The organism is Streptomyces sp. NPDC086554 (genome assembly GCF_040686095.1).
GTDB lineage: Bacteria > Actinomycetota > Actinomycetes > Streptomycetales > Streptomycetaceae > Streptomyces.
Window position 1 is genome coordinate 92,286 of record NZ_JBFBJK010000004.1, and the last position, 18,234, is coordinate 110,519.

The 18,234-nt window shown below is 71.8% G+C and carries 18 protein-coding genes; 13 read left to right on the forward strand and 5 right to left on the reverse strand.

Features of this window, described 5'->3' with window-relative positions:
- Positions 1–5: 5 nt before the first annotated feature.
- Together AB0O76_RS07650 and AB0O76_RS07655 are read left to right on the forward strand one after the other, a co-directional pair.
- On the forward strand, positions 6–1,031 hold the full coding sequence (locus tag AB0O76_RS07650; RefSeq protein ID WP_365486506.1) for an ABC transporter ATP-binding protein: 1,026 nt from the start codon (positions 6–8) through the stop codon (positions 1,029–1,031).
- On the forward strand, positions 1,006–2,076 hold the full coding sequence (locus tag AB0O76_RS07655) for a dipeptide ABC transporter ATP-binding protein (protein ID WP_365486508.1): 1,071 nt from the start codon (positions 1,006–1,008) through the stop codon (positions 2,074–2,076). Before AB0O76_RS07650 ends, AB0O76_RS07655 begins: the two co-directional genes overlap by 26 nt.
- A 147-nt stretch (positions 2,077–2,223) precedes the next feature.
- On the opposite strand, the gene AB0O76_RS07660 is transcribed toward AB0O76_RS07655, so the two are convergent.
- The gene (locus AB0O76_RS07660) at positions 2,224–4,404 is read right to left on the reverse strand and encodes a prolyl oligopeptidase family serine peptidase (protein ID WP_365486510.1); all 2,181 of its coding nucleotides are present in this window, start codon (positions 4,402–4,404) and stop codon (positions 2,224–2,226) included.
- Between the two features lie 149 nt (positions 4,405–4,553).
- Here AB0O76_RS07660 and AB0O76_RS07665 point away from each other — a divergent pair, with 149 nt between their 5' ends.
- From AB0O76_RS07665 to AB0O76_RS07700, 8 genes are all read left to right on the forward strand, one after another.
- Positions 4,554–4,748: a hypothetical protein gene (locus AB0O76_RS07665; protein WP_055569071.1), complete on the forward strand. Its 195-nt coding sequence runs from the start codon at positions 4,554–4,556 to the stop codon at positions 4,746–4,748.
- Between the two features lie 31 nt (positions 4,749–4,779).
- Positions 4,780–5,700, forward strand: coding sequence for an N-acetyl-1-D-myo-inositol-2-amino-2-deoxy-alpha-D-glucopyranoside deacetylase (gene mshB / locus AB0O76_RS07670; protein WP_365486512.1), 921 nt, complete (start codon positions 4,780–4,782; stop codon positions 5,698–5,700).
- An 89-nt stretch (positions 5,701–5,789) separates the two neighbouring features.
- The gene (locus AB0O76_RS07675) at positions 5,790–6,170 is read left to right on the forward strand and encodes a DUF6113 family protein (RefSeq protein WP_365487079.1); all 381 of its coding nucleotides are present in this window, start codon (positions 5,790–5,792) and stop codon (positions 6,168–6,170) included.
- A 142-nt stretch (positions 6,171–6,312) separates the two neighbouring features.
- Positions 6,313–8,439 (forward strand): hypothetical protein, encoded by a 2,127-nt coding sequence (locus AB0O76_RS07680; protein ID WP_365486514.1) that lies wholly within the window; start codon positions 6,313–6,315, stop codon positions 8,437–8,439.
- A 151-nt stretch (positions 8,440–8,590) separates the two neighbouring features.
- Entirely contained in the window at positions 8,591–9,505 is a 915-nt protein-coding gene (locus AB0O76_RS07685) for an ABC transporter ATP-binding protein (protein ID WP_365486516.1), read from the forward strand.
- On the forward strand, positions 9,499–10,233 hold the full coding sequence (locus AB0O76_RS07690) for an ABC transporter permease (protein ID WP_365486518.1): 735 nt from the start codon (positions 9,499–9,501) through the stop codon (positions 10,231–10,233). The genes AB0O76_RS07685 and AB0O76_RS07690 overlap by 7 nt, the downstream gene beginning before the upstream one ends.
- Before the next feature lie 32 nt (positions 10,234–10,265).
- Positions 10,266–11,447 (forward strand): histidine kinase, encoded by a 1,182-nt coding sequence (locus AB0O76_RS07695; protein WP_365487081.1) that lies wholly within the window; start codon positions 10,266–10,268, stop codon positions 11,445–11,447.
- Positions 11,444–12,091 (forward strand): response regulator transcription factor, encoded by a 648-nt coding sequence (locus AB0O76_RS07700; RefSeq protein WP_365486520.1) that lies wholly within the window; start codon positions 11,444–11,446, stop codon positions 12,089–12,091. Before AB0O76_RS07695 ends, AB0O76_RS07700 begins: the two co-directional genes overlap by 4 nt.
- A gap of 188 nt (positions 12,092–12,279) precedes the next feature.
- On the opposite strand, the gene AB0O76_RS07705 is transcribed toward AB0O76_RS07700, so the two are convergent.
- Both AB0O76_RS07705 and AB0O76_RS07710 read right to left on the reverse strand, forming a co-directional pair.
- A complete protein-coding gene (locus AB0O76_RS07705) occupies positions 12,280–13,110 on the reverse strand; it encodes a transglutaminase-like domain-containing protein (RefSeq protein ID WP_365486522.1) in 831 nt (276 codons plus the stop codon).
- A 58-nt stretch (positions 13,111–13,168) separates the two neighbouring features.
- Positions 13,169–13,636, reverse strand: a complete 468-nt coding sequence (locus AB0O76_RS07710) for a DUF2000 domain-containing protein (RefSeq protein ID WP_365486524.1) — start codon at positions 13,634–13,636, stop codon at positions 13,169–13,171.
- 49 nt (positions 13,637–13,685) lie between these two features.
- Here AB0O76_RS07710 and AB0O76_RS07715 point away from each other — a divergent pair, with 49 nt between their 5' ends.
- Positions 13,686–14,552, forward strand: a complete 867-nt coding sequence (locus AB0O76_RS07715; protein ID WP_365486526.1) for an AraC family transcriptional regulator — start codon at positions 13,686–13,688, stop codon at positions 14,550–14,552.
- On the opposite strand, the gene AB0O76_RS07720 is transcribed toward AB0O76_RS07715, so the two are convergent.
- The gene (locus AB0O76_RS07720; RefSeq protein WP_365486528.1) at positions 14,545–15,381 is read right to left on the reverse strand and encodes a transglutaminase-like domain-containing protein; all 837 of its coding nucleotides are present in this window, start codon (positions 15,379–15,381) and stop codon (positions 14,545–14,547) included. The two genes, AB0O76_RS07715 and AB0O76_RS07720, sit on opposite strands and share 8 nt — an antisense overlap.
- 43 nt (positions 15,382–15,424) lie before the next feature.
- Positions 15,425–16,435, reverse strand: a complete 1,011-nt coding sequence (locus tag AB0O76_RS07725) for a GNAT family N-acetyltransferase (protein ID WP_365486530.1) — start codon at positions 16,433–16,435, stop codon at positions 15,425–15,427.
- 143 nt (positions 16,436–16,578) lie between these two features.
- On the opposite strand from AB0O76_RS07725, the gene fdxA reads away from it, so the two are divergent.
- Positions 16,579–16,899 (forward strand): ferredoxin, encoded by a 321-nt coding sequence (gene fdxA, locus AB0O76_RS07730; RefSeq protein WP_030573070.1) that lies wholly within the window; start codon positions 16,579–16,581, stop codon positions 16,897–16,899.
- Positions 16,900–16,993: 94 nt separating this feature from the next.
- Entirely contained in the window at positions 16,994–18,121 is a 1,128-nt protein-coding gene (locus AB0O76_RS07735; RefSeq protein ID WP_365486533.1) for a bifunctional succinyldiaminopimelate transaminase/glutamate-prephenate aminotransferase, read from the forward strand.
- Positions 18,122–18,234: the final 113 nt, after the last annotated feature.

Here is an 18,234-nt window from a genome sequence, read left to right on the forward strand (position 1 = left end):
CGCCCATGTCACCCACATCGCCCACGCTGCTCGAAGTGCGCGATCTGCACGTGGAGTTCAGGACCAGGGACGGCGTCGCGAAGGCCGTCAACGGCGTCGACTACAGCGTCAGGGAGGGCGAGACGCTCGCCGTGCTCGGCGAGTCGGGATCCGGCAAGTCGGTGACCGCCCAGGCCATCATGGGCATCCTCGACATTCCGCCGGGGAAGATCACCGGCGGCGAGATCATCTTCCAGGGCAAGGACCTCCTCAAGCTCAAGGAGGAGGAGCGGCGCAAGACGCGCGGCGCCGGGATGGCGATGATCTTCCAGGACGCGCTGTCGTCGCTCAACCCGGTGCTCAGCGTCGGCCAGCAGCTCGGCGAGATGTACATCGTCCACCAGGGGATGTCGAAGAAGGACGCCAAGGCCAAGGCCATCGAACTGATGGACCGCGTCCGCATCCCGGCCGCGAAGGAACGGGTCGGGCAGTATCCGCACCAGTTCAGCGGCGGCATGCGCCAACGCATCATGATCGCCATGGCGTTGGCGCTCGAACCCTCCCTCATCATCGCCGACGAGCCGACGACCGCCCTCGACGTGACCGTCCAGGCCCAGGTGATGGATCTCCTCGCCGAGCTCCAGCGCGAGCTGCACATGGGCCTGATCCTCATCACCCACGACCTCGGCGTCGTGGCGGACGTCGCCGACAACATCGCCGTCATGTACGCGGGCCGCATCGTCGAGAAGGCCCCGGTCCACGAGATCTACAAGGCGCCTGCCCACCCCTACACGCGCGGCCTGCTGGAATCCATCCCCCGCCTCGACCAGAAGGGCCAGGAGCTCTACGCGATCAAGGGTCTGCCGCCCAACCTCATGAACATCCCGCCCGGCTGCGCCTTCAACCCCCGCTGCCCGATGGCCCAGGACATCTGCAGGACCGACGTACCGCCGCTCTTCGAAGTGACGTACGAGGGCCTGACCGCCGACCGCCGGAGCGCCTGCTACTTCTGGAAGGAGACGCTCGATGCCGACGCCGATGCCGAACGGTGAGCACGTCAGCGAGAAGCAGTCGGAGGGCGAGCCGATCCTCCAGGTGCGCGGCCTGGTCAAGCACTACCCGCTCACCCAGGGCATCGTCATCCGCAAGCAGGTGGGCGCGGTCAAGGCCGTCGATGGCGTCGACTTCGACCTCCGCCAGGGCGAAACGCTCGGCATCGTCGGGGAGTCGGGCTGCGGCAAGTCGACGGTCGCGAAGATGCTGGTGAACCTGGAGCGGCCGACCGCAGGGGAGATCCGCTACAAGGGCGAGGACGTCAGCAAGCTGTCCGGGCGCGCGCTGAAGGCGGTGCGCCGCAACATCCAGATGGTCTTCCAGGACCCCTACACGTCGCTGAACCCGCGCATGACGGTCGGCGACATCATCGGGGAGCCGTACGAGATCCATCCCGAGGTCGCGCCGAAGGGGTCGCGGCGTGGGAAGGTCCAGGATCTCCTCGACGTCGTCGGTCTCAACCCGGAGTACATCAACCGCTATCCGCACCAGTTCTCCGGCGGGCAGCGCCAACGCATCGGGATCGCGCGGGGGTTGGCGCTGCGGCCCGAGATCATCGTGGCCGACGAGCCGGTCTCCGCCCTTGACGTCTCGGTGCAGGCGCAGGTCGTGAACCTCCTGGACCAGCTGCAGAACGAGTTCAACCTGTCGTACGTGTTCATCGCGCACGACCTGTCGATCGTGCGGCACATCTCCGACCGGGTGGGGGTGATGTACCTGGGCCGGATCGTCGAGATCGGCTCCGACGAGGAAATCTACGAGCACCCGACGCACCCGTACACGCAGGCGCTGCTCTCGGCGGTGCCGGTCCCGGATCCCGAGGCCCGGGAGCATCGGGAGCGGATCATTCTCTACGGGGATGTGCCGTCGCCGGCGAACATCCCGTCGGGCTGCCGCTTCCGCACCCGCTGCTGGAAGGCGCAGGAGCGGTGCGCCCTCGAGGTCCCGGCGCTGGCCGTCCCGGCGGAGTTCCGCGGTGTCGAGGGGCCTGAGGCGCACGACTCGGCGTGCCATTTCGCGGAGGAGAAGCAAGTGGTGCCGTAGGGCAGCTCGTGGCTTAACACGTGGGCAATCGTGGCGTCGCGTACGCGATATACGTGCGCGGCAGGCTGACGGATGTACGGCCGTGCGGGTGCCGTAGACCGGCCGGGGCAAGCCATGTCGCCCCGGCCGGTCGCCGTTTGCCGGGGGCTAGGGCAGGGCCAACGCGCGCTTCAGGAAGTCGACCTGGAGCAGGAGCAAGTTCTCCGCGACCTGTTCCTGGGGAGTCATGTGCGTCACCCCGGAGAGGGGGAGCACCTCGTGGGGGCGGCCCGCTGCCAGCAGGGCGGAGGAGAGGCGCAGGGCGTGTGCCACCACCACGTTGTCGTCCGCGAGGCCGTGCACGATCATCAGCGGGCGGTGCGGGTCCTCCGGGGACACCAGGCCCTCCTCGGTGACGAGGGAGCTGAGGGTGTACGGGGCCGGGTCCACTCCGGGGTTGCCCAGGTACCGCTCCGTGTAGTGGGTGTCGTACAGGCGCCAGTCCGTCACCGGGGCGCCCGCCACCCCCGCGTGGAAGACGTCGGGGCGGCGAAGCACCGCGAGCCCCGCGAGGTAACCGCCGTAGGACCAGCCCCGGATGGCGACCCGGTCCAGGTCCAGGGGGAAGGAAGAAGCCAGGGCCTGGAGCGCGTCCACCTGGTCGTCCAGAGTGAGCGTGAAGTCCTTGCGGACCGCCTTCTCCCACGCGGGGGAGCGCCCCGGAGTGCCACGCCCGTCCGCGACGATCACGGCGAAGCCCTGGTCGGCGAACCACTGCGACGTGAGGTACGGATTGTGCGCCGCGACCACCCGCTGGCCGTGCGGGCCGCCGTACGGGTCGAGGAGCACCGGCAGCGGACCCGAGCCCTCCTGGTAATCCGTGGGGAGCAGGACGGCGCACGGGATCTTGCGTGCGCCCCCTTCGGTGAGAGTCACGCGCGGCGTGAGCCCCGGACGCTGGGCGTATGAGGCGACGGTCGCCACCTGCTTGCCGTCGCGCAGTACCTGGACGCGAGTGCCCGGCTGGTCCAGGGTGGCCGACACGAGGACCGTGAGGCCCCCCGAGCGCACCGCAGAGTGGACCCCGGCTTCCTGTGAGACGCGCTCGACGCCGAGTTCGTTGACGCGGTAGACGTGCACCTCGCCGGTCTCGGGGGATGCGGCCGCGCTGCCCGCCGACGCCGAGATCAGTACGTCGTCGTCCGCCACGTCGAGCACCGCGCGGACGTGCAACTGCGGCCCCGTAAGCGGGCGTTCACCCACCGCGAGGACCCGCGCGCCGCCCTCGTCGACGATCCGCACCAGCTTGCCGCTCGGCGACCAGGACGGGGCGCCGGGGAAGAGTTCGAGCCATGCTGTCTCGTCGGCATCCTCTTCCGCGTGCACCATCCGCGTCGAGCCGTCGTCCGGGTTCACCGCCAGGTAGAGCTGGCTGAGCTGGTCCCTGGACTGGACGAGGAGCAGCGGTGCGCCCGCCGACGACCAGTGCACCCGCGCCAGGTACGGGTAGCGGGCGCGGTCCCACGTCACCTCGGTGCGCGCGCCGTCCAGCGTCAGGACGAAGAGGCGCACGTCCGCGTTGGCCGTGCCCGCCGCCGGGTAAGCGACCTTCGTCGGCTCGCTCTCCGGGTGCGCGGGATCGGCGATCCACCAGCGCCGTACGGGGGCGTCGTCGGCGCGCGCGACGAGCAGCCGGTCCGAGCCCGGCGACCACCAGAAACCACGCGAGCGGCTCATCTCCTCGGCCGCGATGAACTCCGCGAGGCCGTACGTGACGGTCCCTTCGCCCTCGCCCTCGGGCTCCGCCAGCGCCCGGTCGTCCTCGCCGTCGGCGCCCATCACCCGCAGGGCGCCCCCTGCGACGTACGCGATGTGGCGGCCGTCGGGGGAGGGGCGGGGGTCGATCACCGGGGCCGGGCTGCGCAGTTCGCGTGCCGTGCCCGCGCGCAGCTCCGCGGCGAAGAGCCGGCCGGAGAGCGCGAAGGCGGCGAGCTCCACCGCCGTGTCCGTCGCATAGCCCACGATGCCCGCGCCGCCCTCGCGGCTGCGCTCGCGCCGGGCCCGCTCCTCGGCGGAGAGCCGCTCGGCGGCGCCGTTCAACAGCGCCTGGGGATCGGCCGCGACGCGTTCGACGGCACCGTCCGCCAGGTCCAGGACCCAGAGTTGATTCGCGCGGTCGGTGCCGGACGAGGAGCGCAGGAAGGCGACACGGGACCCGTCGGGCGCCACCGTGAACGCGCGGGGCGCACCGAGCGTGAAGCGCTGCGTGCGGGCGTGCTGACGCGGGAAGGAGAGCCGCTGCGCGGGAGTCTCGGAGGGCCCGGTGGATCCATGGGTCTCGATGGTCATTCTCCGAGCCTATGGGGCATGCGCCCCCTTGTGCTGCCGTGCTCCGAGTCATGCGGACCCACGGATAGTTATGATCCGTAGCGCTTAGTGGGTATGAACCTGCTGGCGTCCGCACTGGTGCAGGGTCTTGGACTTGGAGGTGAGCCGCCGTGGCACTCTCGATTTCGGCGGTGGTGCTGCTGGCGATCATCGTCTTCTTGCTGGTCAAGAAGTCAGGACTGAAGGCGGGGCACGCAGTCGTCTGTACGCTGCTCGGCTTCTACCTGGCGAGCTCGTCCGTCGCCCCGACCATCAACGAGCTGACGACGAACGTGGCGGGGATGATCGGCGACATCAAGTTCTGACCTGCCGTCGGGGTGCTCGTAGGGTGGTCCCATGACGGAACTGCCCGCCCGGCGTCTGCTGCTCGTGCACGCGCACCCCGACGACGAGTCGATCAACAATGGCGCGACCATGGCCAAGTACGCGGCCGAAGGCGCCCATGTCACGTTGGTGACCTGCACGCTCGGCGAGGAGGGCGAGGTCATCCCGCCCGAGCTCGCCCACCTGGCGCCCGACCGCGAGGACGCGCTCGGCGCGCAGCGCATCGGGGAGCTGGCCGCCGCGATGAAGGAAGTGGGGGTCACCGACCACCGTTTCCTCGGCGGCACCGGGCGCTACCGCGACTCCGGGATGATGGGCGTCGAGCAGAACCACCGTCCCGGCGCCTTCTGGTCCGCCGATCTCGACGCCGCCGCCGCGCATCTGGTCGAGGTGATCCGCGAGGTGCGTCCCCAGGTGCTCGTGACGTACGACCCGGACGGGGGGTACGGCCACCCCGACCACATCCAGGCCCACCGCGTCGCGATGCGCGCCGCGGACCTCGCGGCCGAGGGAGCCTTCCGCTCGGATCTCGGCGAACCGCACACCATCGGCAAGATCTACTGGAACCGTGCGCCCCGCTCGGTCGTCGAAGAGCGGTTCCGGTGGATGACGGGCGCCCTGCGGCACTCGCCGTTCACGACCGCCGCCGTGGTCGCCGACGTGCCGGGTGTGACGGACGACGAGCGGATCACGACGGAGATCGACGGGACCGCGTTCCGGCAGGAGAAGGCGGCGGCGATGAGCGCGCACGCCACCCAGATCGAGGTGCAGGGGCCGCTGTTCGTCCTCTCGAACGGGCTCGCGCAGCCGATCTTCGACGTGGAGTACTACGAGTTGGTGCGAGGAGAGGCCGGTGCTGTGGACGGTGAGCGCGAGAACGATCTGTTCGCGGGGCTCGAAGCCGCGGGGCACGAAGGGGTGAAGGCGCAGTGAGTACCCGTTCGCGCGCTTCGTCCGCCGGCCGCCCGAAGGGTTCCGGTTCGGCCTCCGCTTCGGCCGTCGCCCCGCCGGGCGGCAGCGGCATCGCCCGGCCGGTCAACGCCGGGCGGATCGCGGCGTATGTCCTGTTCTTCGCGCTCGGCGCGGTGATCGGCGCCGCCGGTGCGCTCGTCCAAGGGGGCTGGTTCCCGGGCGGGTTGCTGCTCGCGCTGCTCGGAGCCGCGGGGCTGTTCTACGGAGGGTCGCGCGCGACCGGCACCAGAGCCGGGGCCGTGGCGCCCGCGGCGGGCTGGCTCGTCGCCGTCATGCTGCTCACGGCCACCCGCCCCGAAGGCGACTTCCTCTTGGGCGCGGGAGTCGGCTCGTACGCCTTCCTGCTCGGCGGAATGGTGGTCGCTGTGATGTGCGCCACCCTCGGCCAGCGGCCGCAACCAGGCGGGCCCACCGCCCGACTTGGCAAGTGACGTACCACTTCAGCCCGTGCCCCGTACGGGATTGACGGCGGTCACAGGATGACTGCCGACGGCGGCCAGTATGGTGGTGCGCGCCGCCGAGCCGCCCGCGTTAGGACGAGACGGGCGGCGGAGCCAACCGGGAGAACCTGCCTTGAGTCGTGAAACTGACAGTTCGTCCTCCGGGCCCCAGGGGCGCGGTGGAGCCGCTTACCCCTCGGGGACGCCGCCGTACGGCTCCCCCGCGCAGGGCACCGCGTCGGACGGCGCCGTGGACGGCGCGCAGCGGCAGACCGCCGAAGAGCGGCCCGACGATCGCAAGACCGAGACCACGCTGACCACGCGCGTCCGGATCAACATCCCTGGCTCGCGCCCCATCCCGCCGGTCGTCATGCGTACGCCCGTCGGCGACGGCGACGCGGCCCCCGGGCGCCCGGAGGACGCGGGCAACGCGAGGGACGGCTCCGCCGCCGGAAACGGCGCGGGTGCCTCCGCTTCTGCTTCCGCGTCCGCTCCGGGCGGCTCCGCGGGCGGCCAGGCCACCGGGGGCTCCGCGCCCGCCGCGGGTGCTTCCGCCGCCGCGCAGCCGGAGGAGAAGACGAGCGACTGGTTTGCGCCGCGCAAGAGCAGCAGCGCGACGAGCGGTGGCGCGGGCGGTGGCGCGAGCGGCCCGGTTGCCGGTTCCCCCGGCAGCGGCTCCGGAGGCAACAACGGCTCCGCGCCCGCCGGTTCGGGCGGCAGTGGCTCCGGTACGGGAGCCTTCGACGTGTCCGGCGCCGTGGCGTCGGGCCCCCTCGGCGCGGGCGCCCCGCAGAACGGCGACCGGCAGCGCGGGGATCTGCCGTACTTCACCTCAGGCGCCGCGGGCGACGGCGGGCGCGGGCCCGCAGGCCCGACGAGCGGCCCGGTGACCGGCGAAGGGCCGCTGACGCCCCCCGCACGCCCGACGCCCCCGTCGAACCCGGCAGCCCGCCCCAACCCGGCGGCCCCCGGCGCCCGTCCGGGCGCGGGCACGGGCACCGGCATGAGCGATGACACCGCCATCCTCACGCCCCAGAAGGCGGGCCCCGTCACGGGCCCCGGCGGCGCCCCGCGGCCCCCCGCAGGCGGCCAGGGCGGCCCCGTCTCCATCCCGGGCGGCCCCACCGCGCCCGCCCCCGGAGCCAATGTCTCCGGCGACACGCTCACCAGCGGCATCCCCGTCGTCCCCCCGGCCCAGAACTCGCCGTTCGCCACGGGCCCGCACCCCGAAGCACCCGTGCCGCACACGCCGCCGAAGCTCCCCGAGCCGGTGCAGCCGAACGTGCCCGCTGCGGCGCCCGCGCCCAAGAAGAAGGGGCGCAACAAGCTCGTCCTGGTCGGCGGTGCCGTGTTCGTCGTGGCCTGCGGGGCGTACGGCGCCGGACTGCTGATGAACCACGCCGACGTGCCGAAGGGCACCACCGTGCTCGGCGTCGACATCGGCGGTGGCACCCGTGACGAGGCCGTCAAGAAGCTCGACGCGGCGATCGGCGAGCGCGTCACCAAGCCCCTGAAGCTGTCGGTCGACGGCGAAGAGGTCACCCTCGAGCCGGAGCAGTCGGGCCTGACGGTGGACAGTCAGGCCACGGTCCGCAACGCCGCGGGCAGCGACTACAACCCCGTGTCGGTGATCGGCTCGCTCTTCGGCGGCGAGCGCGTCGCCGAGGCCGAGATTCCCGTCGACGAGGAGAAGCTGGCCGCTGCCCTGGAGCGCGCCGCGGGCGCGTCCGGCTCGGCCAAGGAGGGCTCGGTCAAGTTCGTGCCCGGCAAGGCCGTCCCCGTGTACGGCAAGGAGGGCAAGGGCATCGACGTCGACGCCGCGACCACGGCGGTGTCCGAGGCGTACAAGAAGCAGGTCGAGACCGGCAGCGCGGGCACCGTCGAGCTGCCCGTCACCACGCGCAAGCCGACGGTCTCGAACGCCGAGGTCGACAAGTTCATGACCCGGTTCGCCGAGCCCGCGATGTCCGCCAACGTCACGATCAAGGCGGGCACGAAGTCGATCCCGTTCGGTCCGGCGAAGTCGCTCCCGAAGGTCCTTCAGACACAGGTCCTCAAGAACGGCACGCTGCAGCCGCACTACGACCTCGTCGAGCTCAAGAAGCTCTACGGCAACGTCTTCGACGGTGTACTGATCCAGCGCGGCAACGGCGACAAGACGCCGGTCCAGCCGACGGACGTGGCCAACGCGATGAACAAGGCGCTGATCGGCAAGACGCCCGCCGAGCGGATCGGTGTGATCGAGACCAACGCGAGCTGAGCGCTTCGCTGTCATTGTGCGTGGGGAACTGCGGGCCGGTTGTGGCTGGTCGCGCAGTTCCCCGCGCCCCTTCGGGGCGCTTTCCGCATGACATCTGTCATCCCGGACCCGCAACACACGACACTGCCGCCGTCCATCGCCCCTGGCGACGATGGAACGCATGACAGCAGTGAGCTTTGACCGCGTGACCAAGAACTACGGGGACGTCCGTGCCGTGGACGGTCTCACGCTCGACCTTCTCCCCGGTGAGACCGTCGCGCTCCTCGGGCCCAACGGGGCCGGCAAGTCGTCCACCCTCGACCTGCTGCTCGGCCTGCGGCAGCCCGACAGCGGCACCGTGCGGGTCTTCGGCACGAGTCCGCGCGATGCGATCACCGCGGGCCGGGTCGGCGCGATGCTGCAGAGCGGCGGCCTGATGGGCGAGGTCACGGTCCGCGAACTGGTGCGGCTCGCCTGCGAGCTGCATCCGAGGCCGCACCGCGTGAACGACGTGCTCGCCCAGGCGGGTGTCACCCAGCTCGCCGACCGCAAGGTCGACAAGCTCTCCGGAGGCCAGGAACAGCGCGTCCGCTTCGCGCTCGCGACCGCCGGGGCGAACGACCTGATCGTTCTGGACGAGCCGACCACCGGCATGGACGTCACCGTCCGCCAGGCCTTCTGGTCCACCATGCGCGAGCAGGCGGACCAGGGCCGCGCCGTCCTGTTCGCCACGCACTACCTGGAGGAGGCCGACGCGATCGCGGACCGCGTCCTCGTGCTGCACGGGGGCCGGCTCGTCGCGGACGGCACGGCAGCGGAGATCAAGGCGAGGGCCGGGGCCCGCAAGGTCTCCTTCGACCTGGAGACCATCGACGGGACCGGCGCCCGCGAGCTGCGTGCGCTGCCCTTCGTCAGCACCGTCGACGTGTCGGGTCGCACCGTCCGGCTCCGGACCAGGGACGCCGACGCGACCGTGCACGCGCTCTACGGACTCGGTCTGTACCCCCGGAACCTGGAGGTCACGGGCCTCGGCCTGGAGCAGGCCTTCGTGGCGATCACCGAGGCCGAGGAGGCCAAGACATGCTGATCAAGCTGGAGATCACCCGCGCCCTGCGCAACAAGAAGTTCCTGTTCTTCTCGGTGCTCTATCCCGCGATGCTCTTCCTGCTCATCGCGGGCGGCCAGGACGCCACTGTCATGGTCGGTGACACGGGCCTGGGCGTGCCCGCCTTCATGATGGTCTCGATGGCGTCCTTCGGCGCCCTGACCGCCGTACTGATGGGCAACAGCGAGCGCATCGCCAAGGAGCGCCAGAGCGGCTGGGTGCGGCAGTTGCGCCTGACCAGCCTGCCGGGGCGCGGCTATGTGCTGGCGAAGACGGCGAGCGCGGCGGTGGTCAGCCTGCCGTCGATCCTCGTGGTGTTCGCGGTCGCCGCCGCTGTCAAGGACGTCCGCCTGGAGGCCTGGCAGTGGCTGGCGCTGACCGCGTCGATCTGGGCGGGCAGCCTCTGCTTCGCGGCGCTCGGCGTGGCCATCGGGTATCTCGCGACCGGCGACGCCGTCCGTCCGATCACGATGATCGTCTACTTCGGTCTGTCCGTGCTCGGCGGCCTGTGGATGCCCACGACCACCTTCCCCGCGTGGCTGCGCGACATCGCGTCCTGGCTGCCGACCCACGCATACGCTGCCCTCGGACAGGCCATCGAACTGGGCGACGCCCCGCACGCGAAGGACATCGCGCTCCTCGCCGGGTACTTCGTCCTCTTCGCGGGCGGCGCGGCGTGGCTGTACCGGAAGGACACCTTGAAGGCGTGAGCGACACCGACCGCACGGAGCGGAACCACCCGCTGCACACCTTCGGGCGTCCGGCCGGGGACCGCAGGCAGGCGCTGACGAAGGCGCTGTGGATCGGCATCTGGCTGGTCTTCCTGGCCAGTCCGGTGCGGGACCTGGTGGAGAGCGACCGGAGCGGTGCGGCCACCGCACTCGGCTGTCTCGGCCTCGCCGCCTTCGTCGCCTGCTATCTGACCGTGGTGTTCCGGTACACCTCCAAGGTCTTCGACTGGAGTGTGGTGCGCTGGTCGCTCGCGGCGCTCCTCGCGCTCGCCGTGGTCCTCTCGTTCGCCTTCGGCACGGCCTGGCTCGGGCTCTTCGTGTACGTCGCCGTGTCCGCGGGCGCTGTGCTGCCGATGCGGCAGGCGATGTGGGCCATCCCGGCCGTCACCGGCGTGATGGTGGCGATCGGCCTGCGCACCGACAGCCTCGGGGACCTGCTCGGCAGCCTCGCCGTGCTGACCGTCCTGGTCGGCTTCGCGATGACCGGGGTGCGGCAGTTGGTCCGTACGACGATCCAGTTGCGGCAGGCGAGGGCGACCGTCGCCCAACTGGCCGCCAACGAGGAGCGGTTGCGGCTCGCGAGGGATCTGCACGACCTTCTCGGGCACTCGCTGTCTCTGATCACTTTGAAGAGCGAGCTGGCCGGGCGGATGCTCCCGGACCACCCCGACAAGGCGGCGCAGCAGGTGGCCGACATCGAGCAGGTCAGCCGCCAGGCCCTGGTGGACGTCCGCGAGGCGGTCTCCGGCTACCGCAGGCGCACCCTCGCCGGGGAACTGGCGGGCGCCCGCACGGCGCTCGCCGCCGCCGGTGTCGAGGCCGACGTCCCGCTGGAGGCGCCCGCCGAACTGCCGGGCGAGGAGGGGGAGGCGGCGCTTGCCTGGGCCCTGCGCGAGGCCGTGACGAACGTCGTGCGGCACAGCGGGGCGCGGCGCTGCACGGTGGAGTTCACCTCGCGGCACACCCTCGAAGGGCCGGTCGTCGATCTTTCGGTCGAGGACGACGGCGCGGGCGGCTCGGGTGCCGCGCCGGGCAACGGTCTGACGGGCCTCGCGGAACGTCTGGAGGCGGTCGGCGGCGTACTCGAAACGGGTCCCGCCGCGCGCCGTGGCTTCCGGCTCACGGCCCGGGTGCCGCGGGGGCAGGAAGCGGCCGGGACCCGCGACGCCTCGGCCATAGGATCTCCCACATGAGCGGCGCGAACAGCGAGAAGGCCCAGGGCGGCGGCACGGACATCAGAGTGCTGCTCGCCGAGGACCAGTCGATGGTCCGCGAGGCACTCGCCGCGCTGCTCGGCCTGGAACCGGACATCGACGTCGTAGCCCAGGTGGCCCGCGGCGACGAGGTACTCGCGGCGGCCCGCGCCCACGCGGTGGACGTGGCGCTGCTCGACATCGAGATGCCGGGCCGCACCGGCATCGAGGCGGCCGCCGAACTGCGCGCTGAACTCCCGGAGTTGAAGATCGTGGTCCTCACGACCTTCGGCCGCCCCGGCTATCTGCGCAGCGCCATGGAGGCCGGCGCCGACGCCTTCCTGGTCAAGGACGCGCCCGCGGCGCAGCTCGCCGCAGCGGTCCGCAAGGTCCTCGCGGGGGAGCGGGTCATCGACCCCACGCTCGCCGCGGCCGCGCTCGCCGAGGGCGCGAACCCGCTGACGGACCGCGAGCGCGAGGTCCTTCGCGCGGCGGCCGACGGCTCGACCAACGCCGAACTGGCCACGGCCCTGCACCTCTCCCCGGGCACGGTCCGCAACTACCTCTCCACGGCAATCCAGAAACTGGCGGCCCGCAACCGCGCCGATGCGGTGCGCATCGCGCGGGACAAGGGGTGGCTCTGAGGGGCCCCGGCGGCGGCCTCAGTTCAGCATCGCTAGTGCCGCCGTGGCCTCCTGGCGCAGTGTGTTGGCGGTGGTTTGGTCGGTGGCGGCCGCGACCGGTGATCCAGGATCTGGCGGCCCGTAACCGCGCCGGTGCGGTGCGCGTCGCGCGGGACAAGGGGTGGCTCTGAGAGGCCCCGGCGGCGGCCTCAGTTCAGCATCGCCCGTGCGGCCTTGGCCTCCCGGCGTAGTGCGTCGGCGGTGGCCTCGTCGGTGACGGCCACGACATCGGCGTACGTCTCGATCTCCGCGGCACCGGTGCGGAACTCGCCGCGCTGTACGAGGAGTCGGGCCCGTTCGTAGTGCAGCCGGTGCTGCGGCGACGGCAGCAGGAGGGAGAGTTCGACCGCCCACAGTGCGACGTCGGTGCGCTCGGGGCGGGCCGCGGCCCAGGCGCGGATGTTGTTGAGGATGCGCAGCACGATCTCGACCGGCTCCGCGGGGCTCAGCATCGCCGGCTGGGGTGGCGCGCCCGTGGCCCCCACCACGAGCAGCTCCACATCCGCCCGCGTAAGGACCCGGCCCCCGTCGAACGGGTTGGCGAGCACCCGCTGGTCGCCGGTGCCGAAGCCGACAACGAAGTGGCCGGGCAGCGCGACCCCGTGGACGGGCGCGCCCGCGCGGCGCGCGACCTCGATCCACACCACCGAGAGCAGGATCGGCAGGCCGCGGCCGCGCCGCAGGACCTCGTGCAGGAGCGCGGACTCGAGGCGCTGGTAGTCGCCGGGCCTGCCGGTGAACCCGCAGCGCCCGCCGAGGAGTTCAGCGAGCTCCGTGGCCCACAGCAGGGGGTCGCAGGGCGGCGCGGGCAGCAGCTCCGCGAGCCGGTCCAGCTTCCGGCACGCCGCGTCCATGCCCGCGTCGTCGAGCTCCGCGTCCGCCTCCGCGCCGATCAGCAGGCAAAGACGCGCGAGATCGGGCCGCGCGGACCGTGCCTGATCGGCGAAGAGGCGTCGCCGCTCCGGGGATCGGGGGTGCATACGTGCCTCGTGCCCGGCCGGGCCGATCGCTAGCGCTCCGATCTCCGCTCAGGGGTGCTCAGGGGTGCATCTTCGCCCCCTTCAGGACCTTGTCCACGCCATTGCGCGGCCCGTACACCAGGAGCCCGACCAGATCGAGCTGGTCCGTCGGCACCGCCCGCACCGCCGCCCGGTTGTCCCGGTCGTTGCCGGTGCCGAACAGGTCCGACGTGAAGACGGCCCTGGGCAGCGAGCGGGACAGCGCACGGCCGTGCGCGGCGGTCAGCGTCTCCTTCGTCCCCTCGAAGACCAGGACGGGCTGGCGGAACATCGGCAGGTAGGGGGTGCCGTCGGCGTCCTCGTACGGCTCTCCGATCACCTCGGGAGCCGCCGTACCGAGCCCGCTGACCAGGAACGCGGTCACGTTCAGACGCTGCCAGGGCTCCAGGTCCTCGCGGAGCAGGACGGCGATCTTGGTGTCGAAGCGGATGGGAGCCGTGTCAGCGGTGTCTGTCCCAGCGGCGTCTGTCTCAGGGGTGTTTCTCATGCTTCGAGACTGCCGAGTGGCCCGCGCGCACGTCTTGTACGTTCCTTGCATGGTGGCCCGGCAGGAGATCTCCGCATGGCGCCCGCCGGTCGCGGGCATCGTGGAGGTCTTCCACGCCCACTTCACCGAGCACACGTACCCGATGCACGTCCACGACGCGTGGACCCTGCTGATCGTGGACGACGGAGCGGTCCGCTACGACCTGGAACGCCATGAGCACGGCACGCCGGGCGACACCGTCTCGCTGCTCCCTCCGCAGGTCCCGCACAACGGCTCGCCCGCCACCCCCGACGGCTTCCGCAAGCGCGTGCTCTACCTGGACATGACGCAGCTCGACGCGAGCTTCATCGGCCCGGCGGTGGACGGCCCCGACCTGGTGGACCCCGTCCTGCGCCGACGCGTGGGGCAGCTGCACGCGGCCCTCGCGCGCCGGGGCGACGAACTGGAGGCCGAGAGCCGTCTCGCCCTGATCGCCGAGCGGCTGCGCGGCCATCTGCGCCCCAGACTCACCACGGGCACCACGGGCACCACGGGCACCACGGGCACCACGGGCACCACCGGCCCCACGCGTCGCGGCGTCGCCCACACCCTGCGTGAACTCCTCGACGAGCGGCTCCTGGACGGCGTGACCCTGGCGGAGGCAGCACACCTGGTGCACGCCCACCCCACCCATCTCGTACGCGCCTTCAGCGGGGCCTTCGGCATCGCACCGCACCAGTACGTGATGTCCCGCCGCGTCGACCGCGCCCGGAATCTCCTCCTGGCAGGACAGCCGCCGGGCGAGGTGGCGACCGCCGCCGGTTTCTACGACCAGTCGCATCTCACCCGGCACTTCAAGCGGGTGGTGGGCATCGCGCCGGGACGGTACGCCCGCACCGCGACAACCGCCGAACAGCCATCCGCAGACGTCAGTTGAGCATCGCGCGGGCCGCCCGCGCCTGGTCACGCACCCGGTCCGCCGTGGTCGGCTCCACCGCCGTCACCACATCGGCGTACGCCTCCAACTCCGCCGCGCCGCCGAGGAAGTCACCCCGCTGGACGAGGAGCTGGGCCCGTTCGTAGCGCAGCCGCGCCGGGTGCGCGGGCAGCAGCAGGGAGAGCTCGACCGCCCACAGCGCCACGTCCGAGCGCTCGGGGCGGGCCGCGGCCCAGGCGCGGATGTTGTTGAGGATGCGCAGGACGATGTTGAGCGGGTCGGCGGGCCTGAGCATCGAGGGGTTCATCGTGCCGCCCGAAGAACCGGCGACGAGCAGTTCCGCGTCCGAGCCGCTCAGCAGCCGCCCGCCCGCGAACGGGTCGGTGAGCACCTGCTCCTCGCGCGGCCCGAAGCCGACGACGAAGTGGCCGGGCAGCGCGACGCCGTAGACGGGCGCGCCCGCGCGGCGCGCGACCTCGATCCACACCACCGAGAGCAGGATCGGCAGGCCGCGGCGCCGCCGAAGCACCTCGTGCAGGAGGGAGGACTCCAGGCGCTGGTAGTCGGCGGGCGTCCCCAGGAAACCGCAGCGCGCGCCGAGGAGTTCGGCAAGCGCGGCCGCCCACTCCCGGGCGCCGCCGGGCCGGAAGGGCAGCTGCCCGGCGAGGTCGTCCAGCTCGATCTGTGCGGCGTCGATGCCGTCGTCGTCGAGTTCCGGATCGGCCTCCGCACTCACCAGGAGGCACAGCAGGGACAGGTCGGGCCGCTCGGACCTGGCCTCCTCGGCGAACCTCCGCCGCGTCGCGGACGTCCTTGACTCCTCGTGCATGCGTGCCTCGTGCCTTACTTACCGAGCCGGCCCCGGCGGGAACCTACCGAGCCGACGGGTATCGATAGTGGTGGTACGTGTGGTGCGCGGCGAAGCCAAGACCGCCGTACAGCGCCCGCGCACCCTCGTTGTCGTCCTCGACCTGCAACCAGGCCGCCGAAGCGCCCTCGGTGAGCGCCTGCCGGGACAGCGCGGCCATCACCGCGGTCGCGAGTCCCTGGCGCCGGTGCGCCGGATCGACCTCGACCGCCATGAAACCCGCCCAGCGCCCGTCCACCACGCACCGGCCGATCGCCGCGGGACCCGCGTCGGGAGAGGCCCCGGGCACGGAAGCGAACCACACCGAGGGGCCGCTCGCCAGCACCTTGAGCACATGAGGTCCCGGCACCCCGAATCGCTTGTAGCGGCGCAGCCACGCGTCGTCGTAGGAGCGCGAGAGCCGCACCCGTTCCGCTTCCGCTTCCAGATCGCCGAGCGGCGCGAGGGCGCCGATGTGCAGCTGCGCGCTCGCCTCGCGCTCCCAGCCCCGCTCTTCGAGCTCGGCGCAGAGCATCTCCTGGGTGCCATCGGCCCCGGTCGCGGTCTGGATGTACGCGGGCAGCTCCCGCTCCGCGTACCACCGGCGCACGTGATCGAGTGCCTCGTCAAGGGGCAGGCCGGGATCGCCGAGCGGCAGCACGGAGTTGGCCCGCCGGGTGAAGCCGCCCGCCGCCCGCAGCTCCCACTCGCCGAGCAGCTCGCTCTCGACCGGCTGCCAGGCGCGCGCGGACACTCGGGCCAGCTCCGGGTAGGACGCCGCGGGGCCACGCCTGCGGGCCGGGGCGGGGGGTACGACCTTGCCCGCGACCAGGGAGCTTTCCACGATGCGGACACGCTGGCCGTCGCGGCGTGTGATCAGCACCACACCCTCGTTCCACGATGTGAGAACACCCACCGTGTCGGTGAACTTACCGCCCGTCCCGGACCCCGTGTTCAACTGCCGCACGGAGACCCTCCGGCCCACGTCAGCAGGGGTAATCCGCACCTCAAGCCGTCCGCCCGCAGTGAATTCCACAGCTCTGTACGCCCCTCCTGTTCGGATCATGCTCGGGAACGGAGATACTAGAGGTGGGCATCGACGACGCCGCGCTCCCGCGCGCCAGGCGAGCGGAGCCTGAGGACGGCCCGCCAACGCCCGTATCGAGGAGGAACGACAGCGTGACCTACGTCATCGCGCAGCCTTGTGTCGACGTCAAGGACAAGGCGTGCATCGAGGAGTGCCCGGTCGACTGCATTTACGAGGGCTCCCGGTCCTTGTACATCCACCCGGACGAATGCGTCGACTGTGGAGCCTGCGAACCGGTCTGCCCGGTCGAGGCGATCTTCTACGAGGACGACACTCCGGAAGAGTGGAAGGACTACTACAAGGCGAACGTCGAGTTCTTCGACGAGCTCGGCTCGCCCGGTGGTGCCAGCAAGCTCGGCCTGATCGAGCGCGACCACGCCTTCATCGCCGCATTGCCGCCGCAGAACCAGTAACGGCTGCTTGAAGCGCCGCCCCGGTCCCGTACGGCACGTCCTGCCGCACGGGACCGAGGCATATGTCCACCCACGTACTTACGGGAGTCAGCACGTGTCCGTAGTCTCCGGTCCCTCTGGTCGCCTTCCCGCCTTCCCCTGGGACAAGCTCGAGCCCTACAAGGCCACGGCCGCCGCGCACGCCGGCGGAATCGTCGACCTGTCGGTGGGCACGCCGGTCGACCCGGTGCCCGAGGTGATCCAGAAAGCGCTGATCGCGGCTGCGGACTCGCCGGGCTATCCGACGGTGTGGGGCACGCCCGAGCTGCGCGACGCGATCACGGGCTGGTGCGAGCGGCGCCTCGGGGCGCGCGGCATCACGCACCGGAACGTGCTGCCGGTCGTCGGCTCCAAGGAACTGGTGGCCTGGCTGCCGACGCAGCTGGGCCTCGGCCCGGGGGACGTCGTCGCCTACCCGCGGCTCGCCTACCCGACGTACGAAGTGGGCGCCCGTCTCGCGCGTGCCGACTACGTCGCGTACGACACTGAGACATTTGCGGCTGCCGCCGCGGGTATGGAGCTCGACCCCACGAACCTGAAGCTCCTGTGGCTCAACTCGCCCTCGAACCCCACCGGTCGCGTCCTGTCCAAGGACGAGCTGACCCGCACGGTCGCCTGGGCGCGCGAGCACGGCGTGCTGCTCTTCAGCGACGAGTGCTACCTGGAACTGGGCTGGGAGGCGGAGCCGGTCTCGGTGCTTCACCCGGACGTGTGCGGCGGTTCGTACGAGGGGATCGTCGCCGTCCACTCGCTCTCCAAGAGGTCGAACCTGGCGGGCTACCGCGCGGCGTTCATCGCCGGTGACGAGAGCGTCCTGGGCGACCTGCTCCAGATCCGCAAGCACGGCGGCATGATGACGTCCGCGCCGACGCAGGCCGCCGTCGTCGCAGCGCTCGGCGACGACCAGCACGTGCGCGAGCAGCGCGAGCGGTACGCCGCCCGCCGCACCGCCCTGCGCGACGCCCTCCTGAAGCACGGCTTCCGCATCGAGCACAGCGAGGCGAGCCTCTACCTCTGGGCGACCCGCGACGAGTCCTGCTGGGACACGGTCGGGCACCTCGCGCAGCTCGGCATCCTCGTCGCGCCCGGCGACTTCTACGGCCCCGCGGGTGACCGCTTCGTCCGTGTGGCGCTGACCGCGAGCGACGAGCGGGTGGCCGCGGCGGTCGAGCGACTGGCCTGAGGCATGGGGGTGGGGGGGGGGGGCCCCGCGGCCCGCCCCCCCACCCCCCGCCGCCCGGGCGAGCCCCCGCCGGGCCGCGATTGTTCTCACACCCACACCCAGCCCAGCAACGC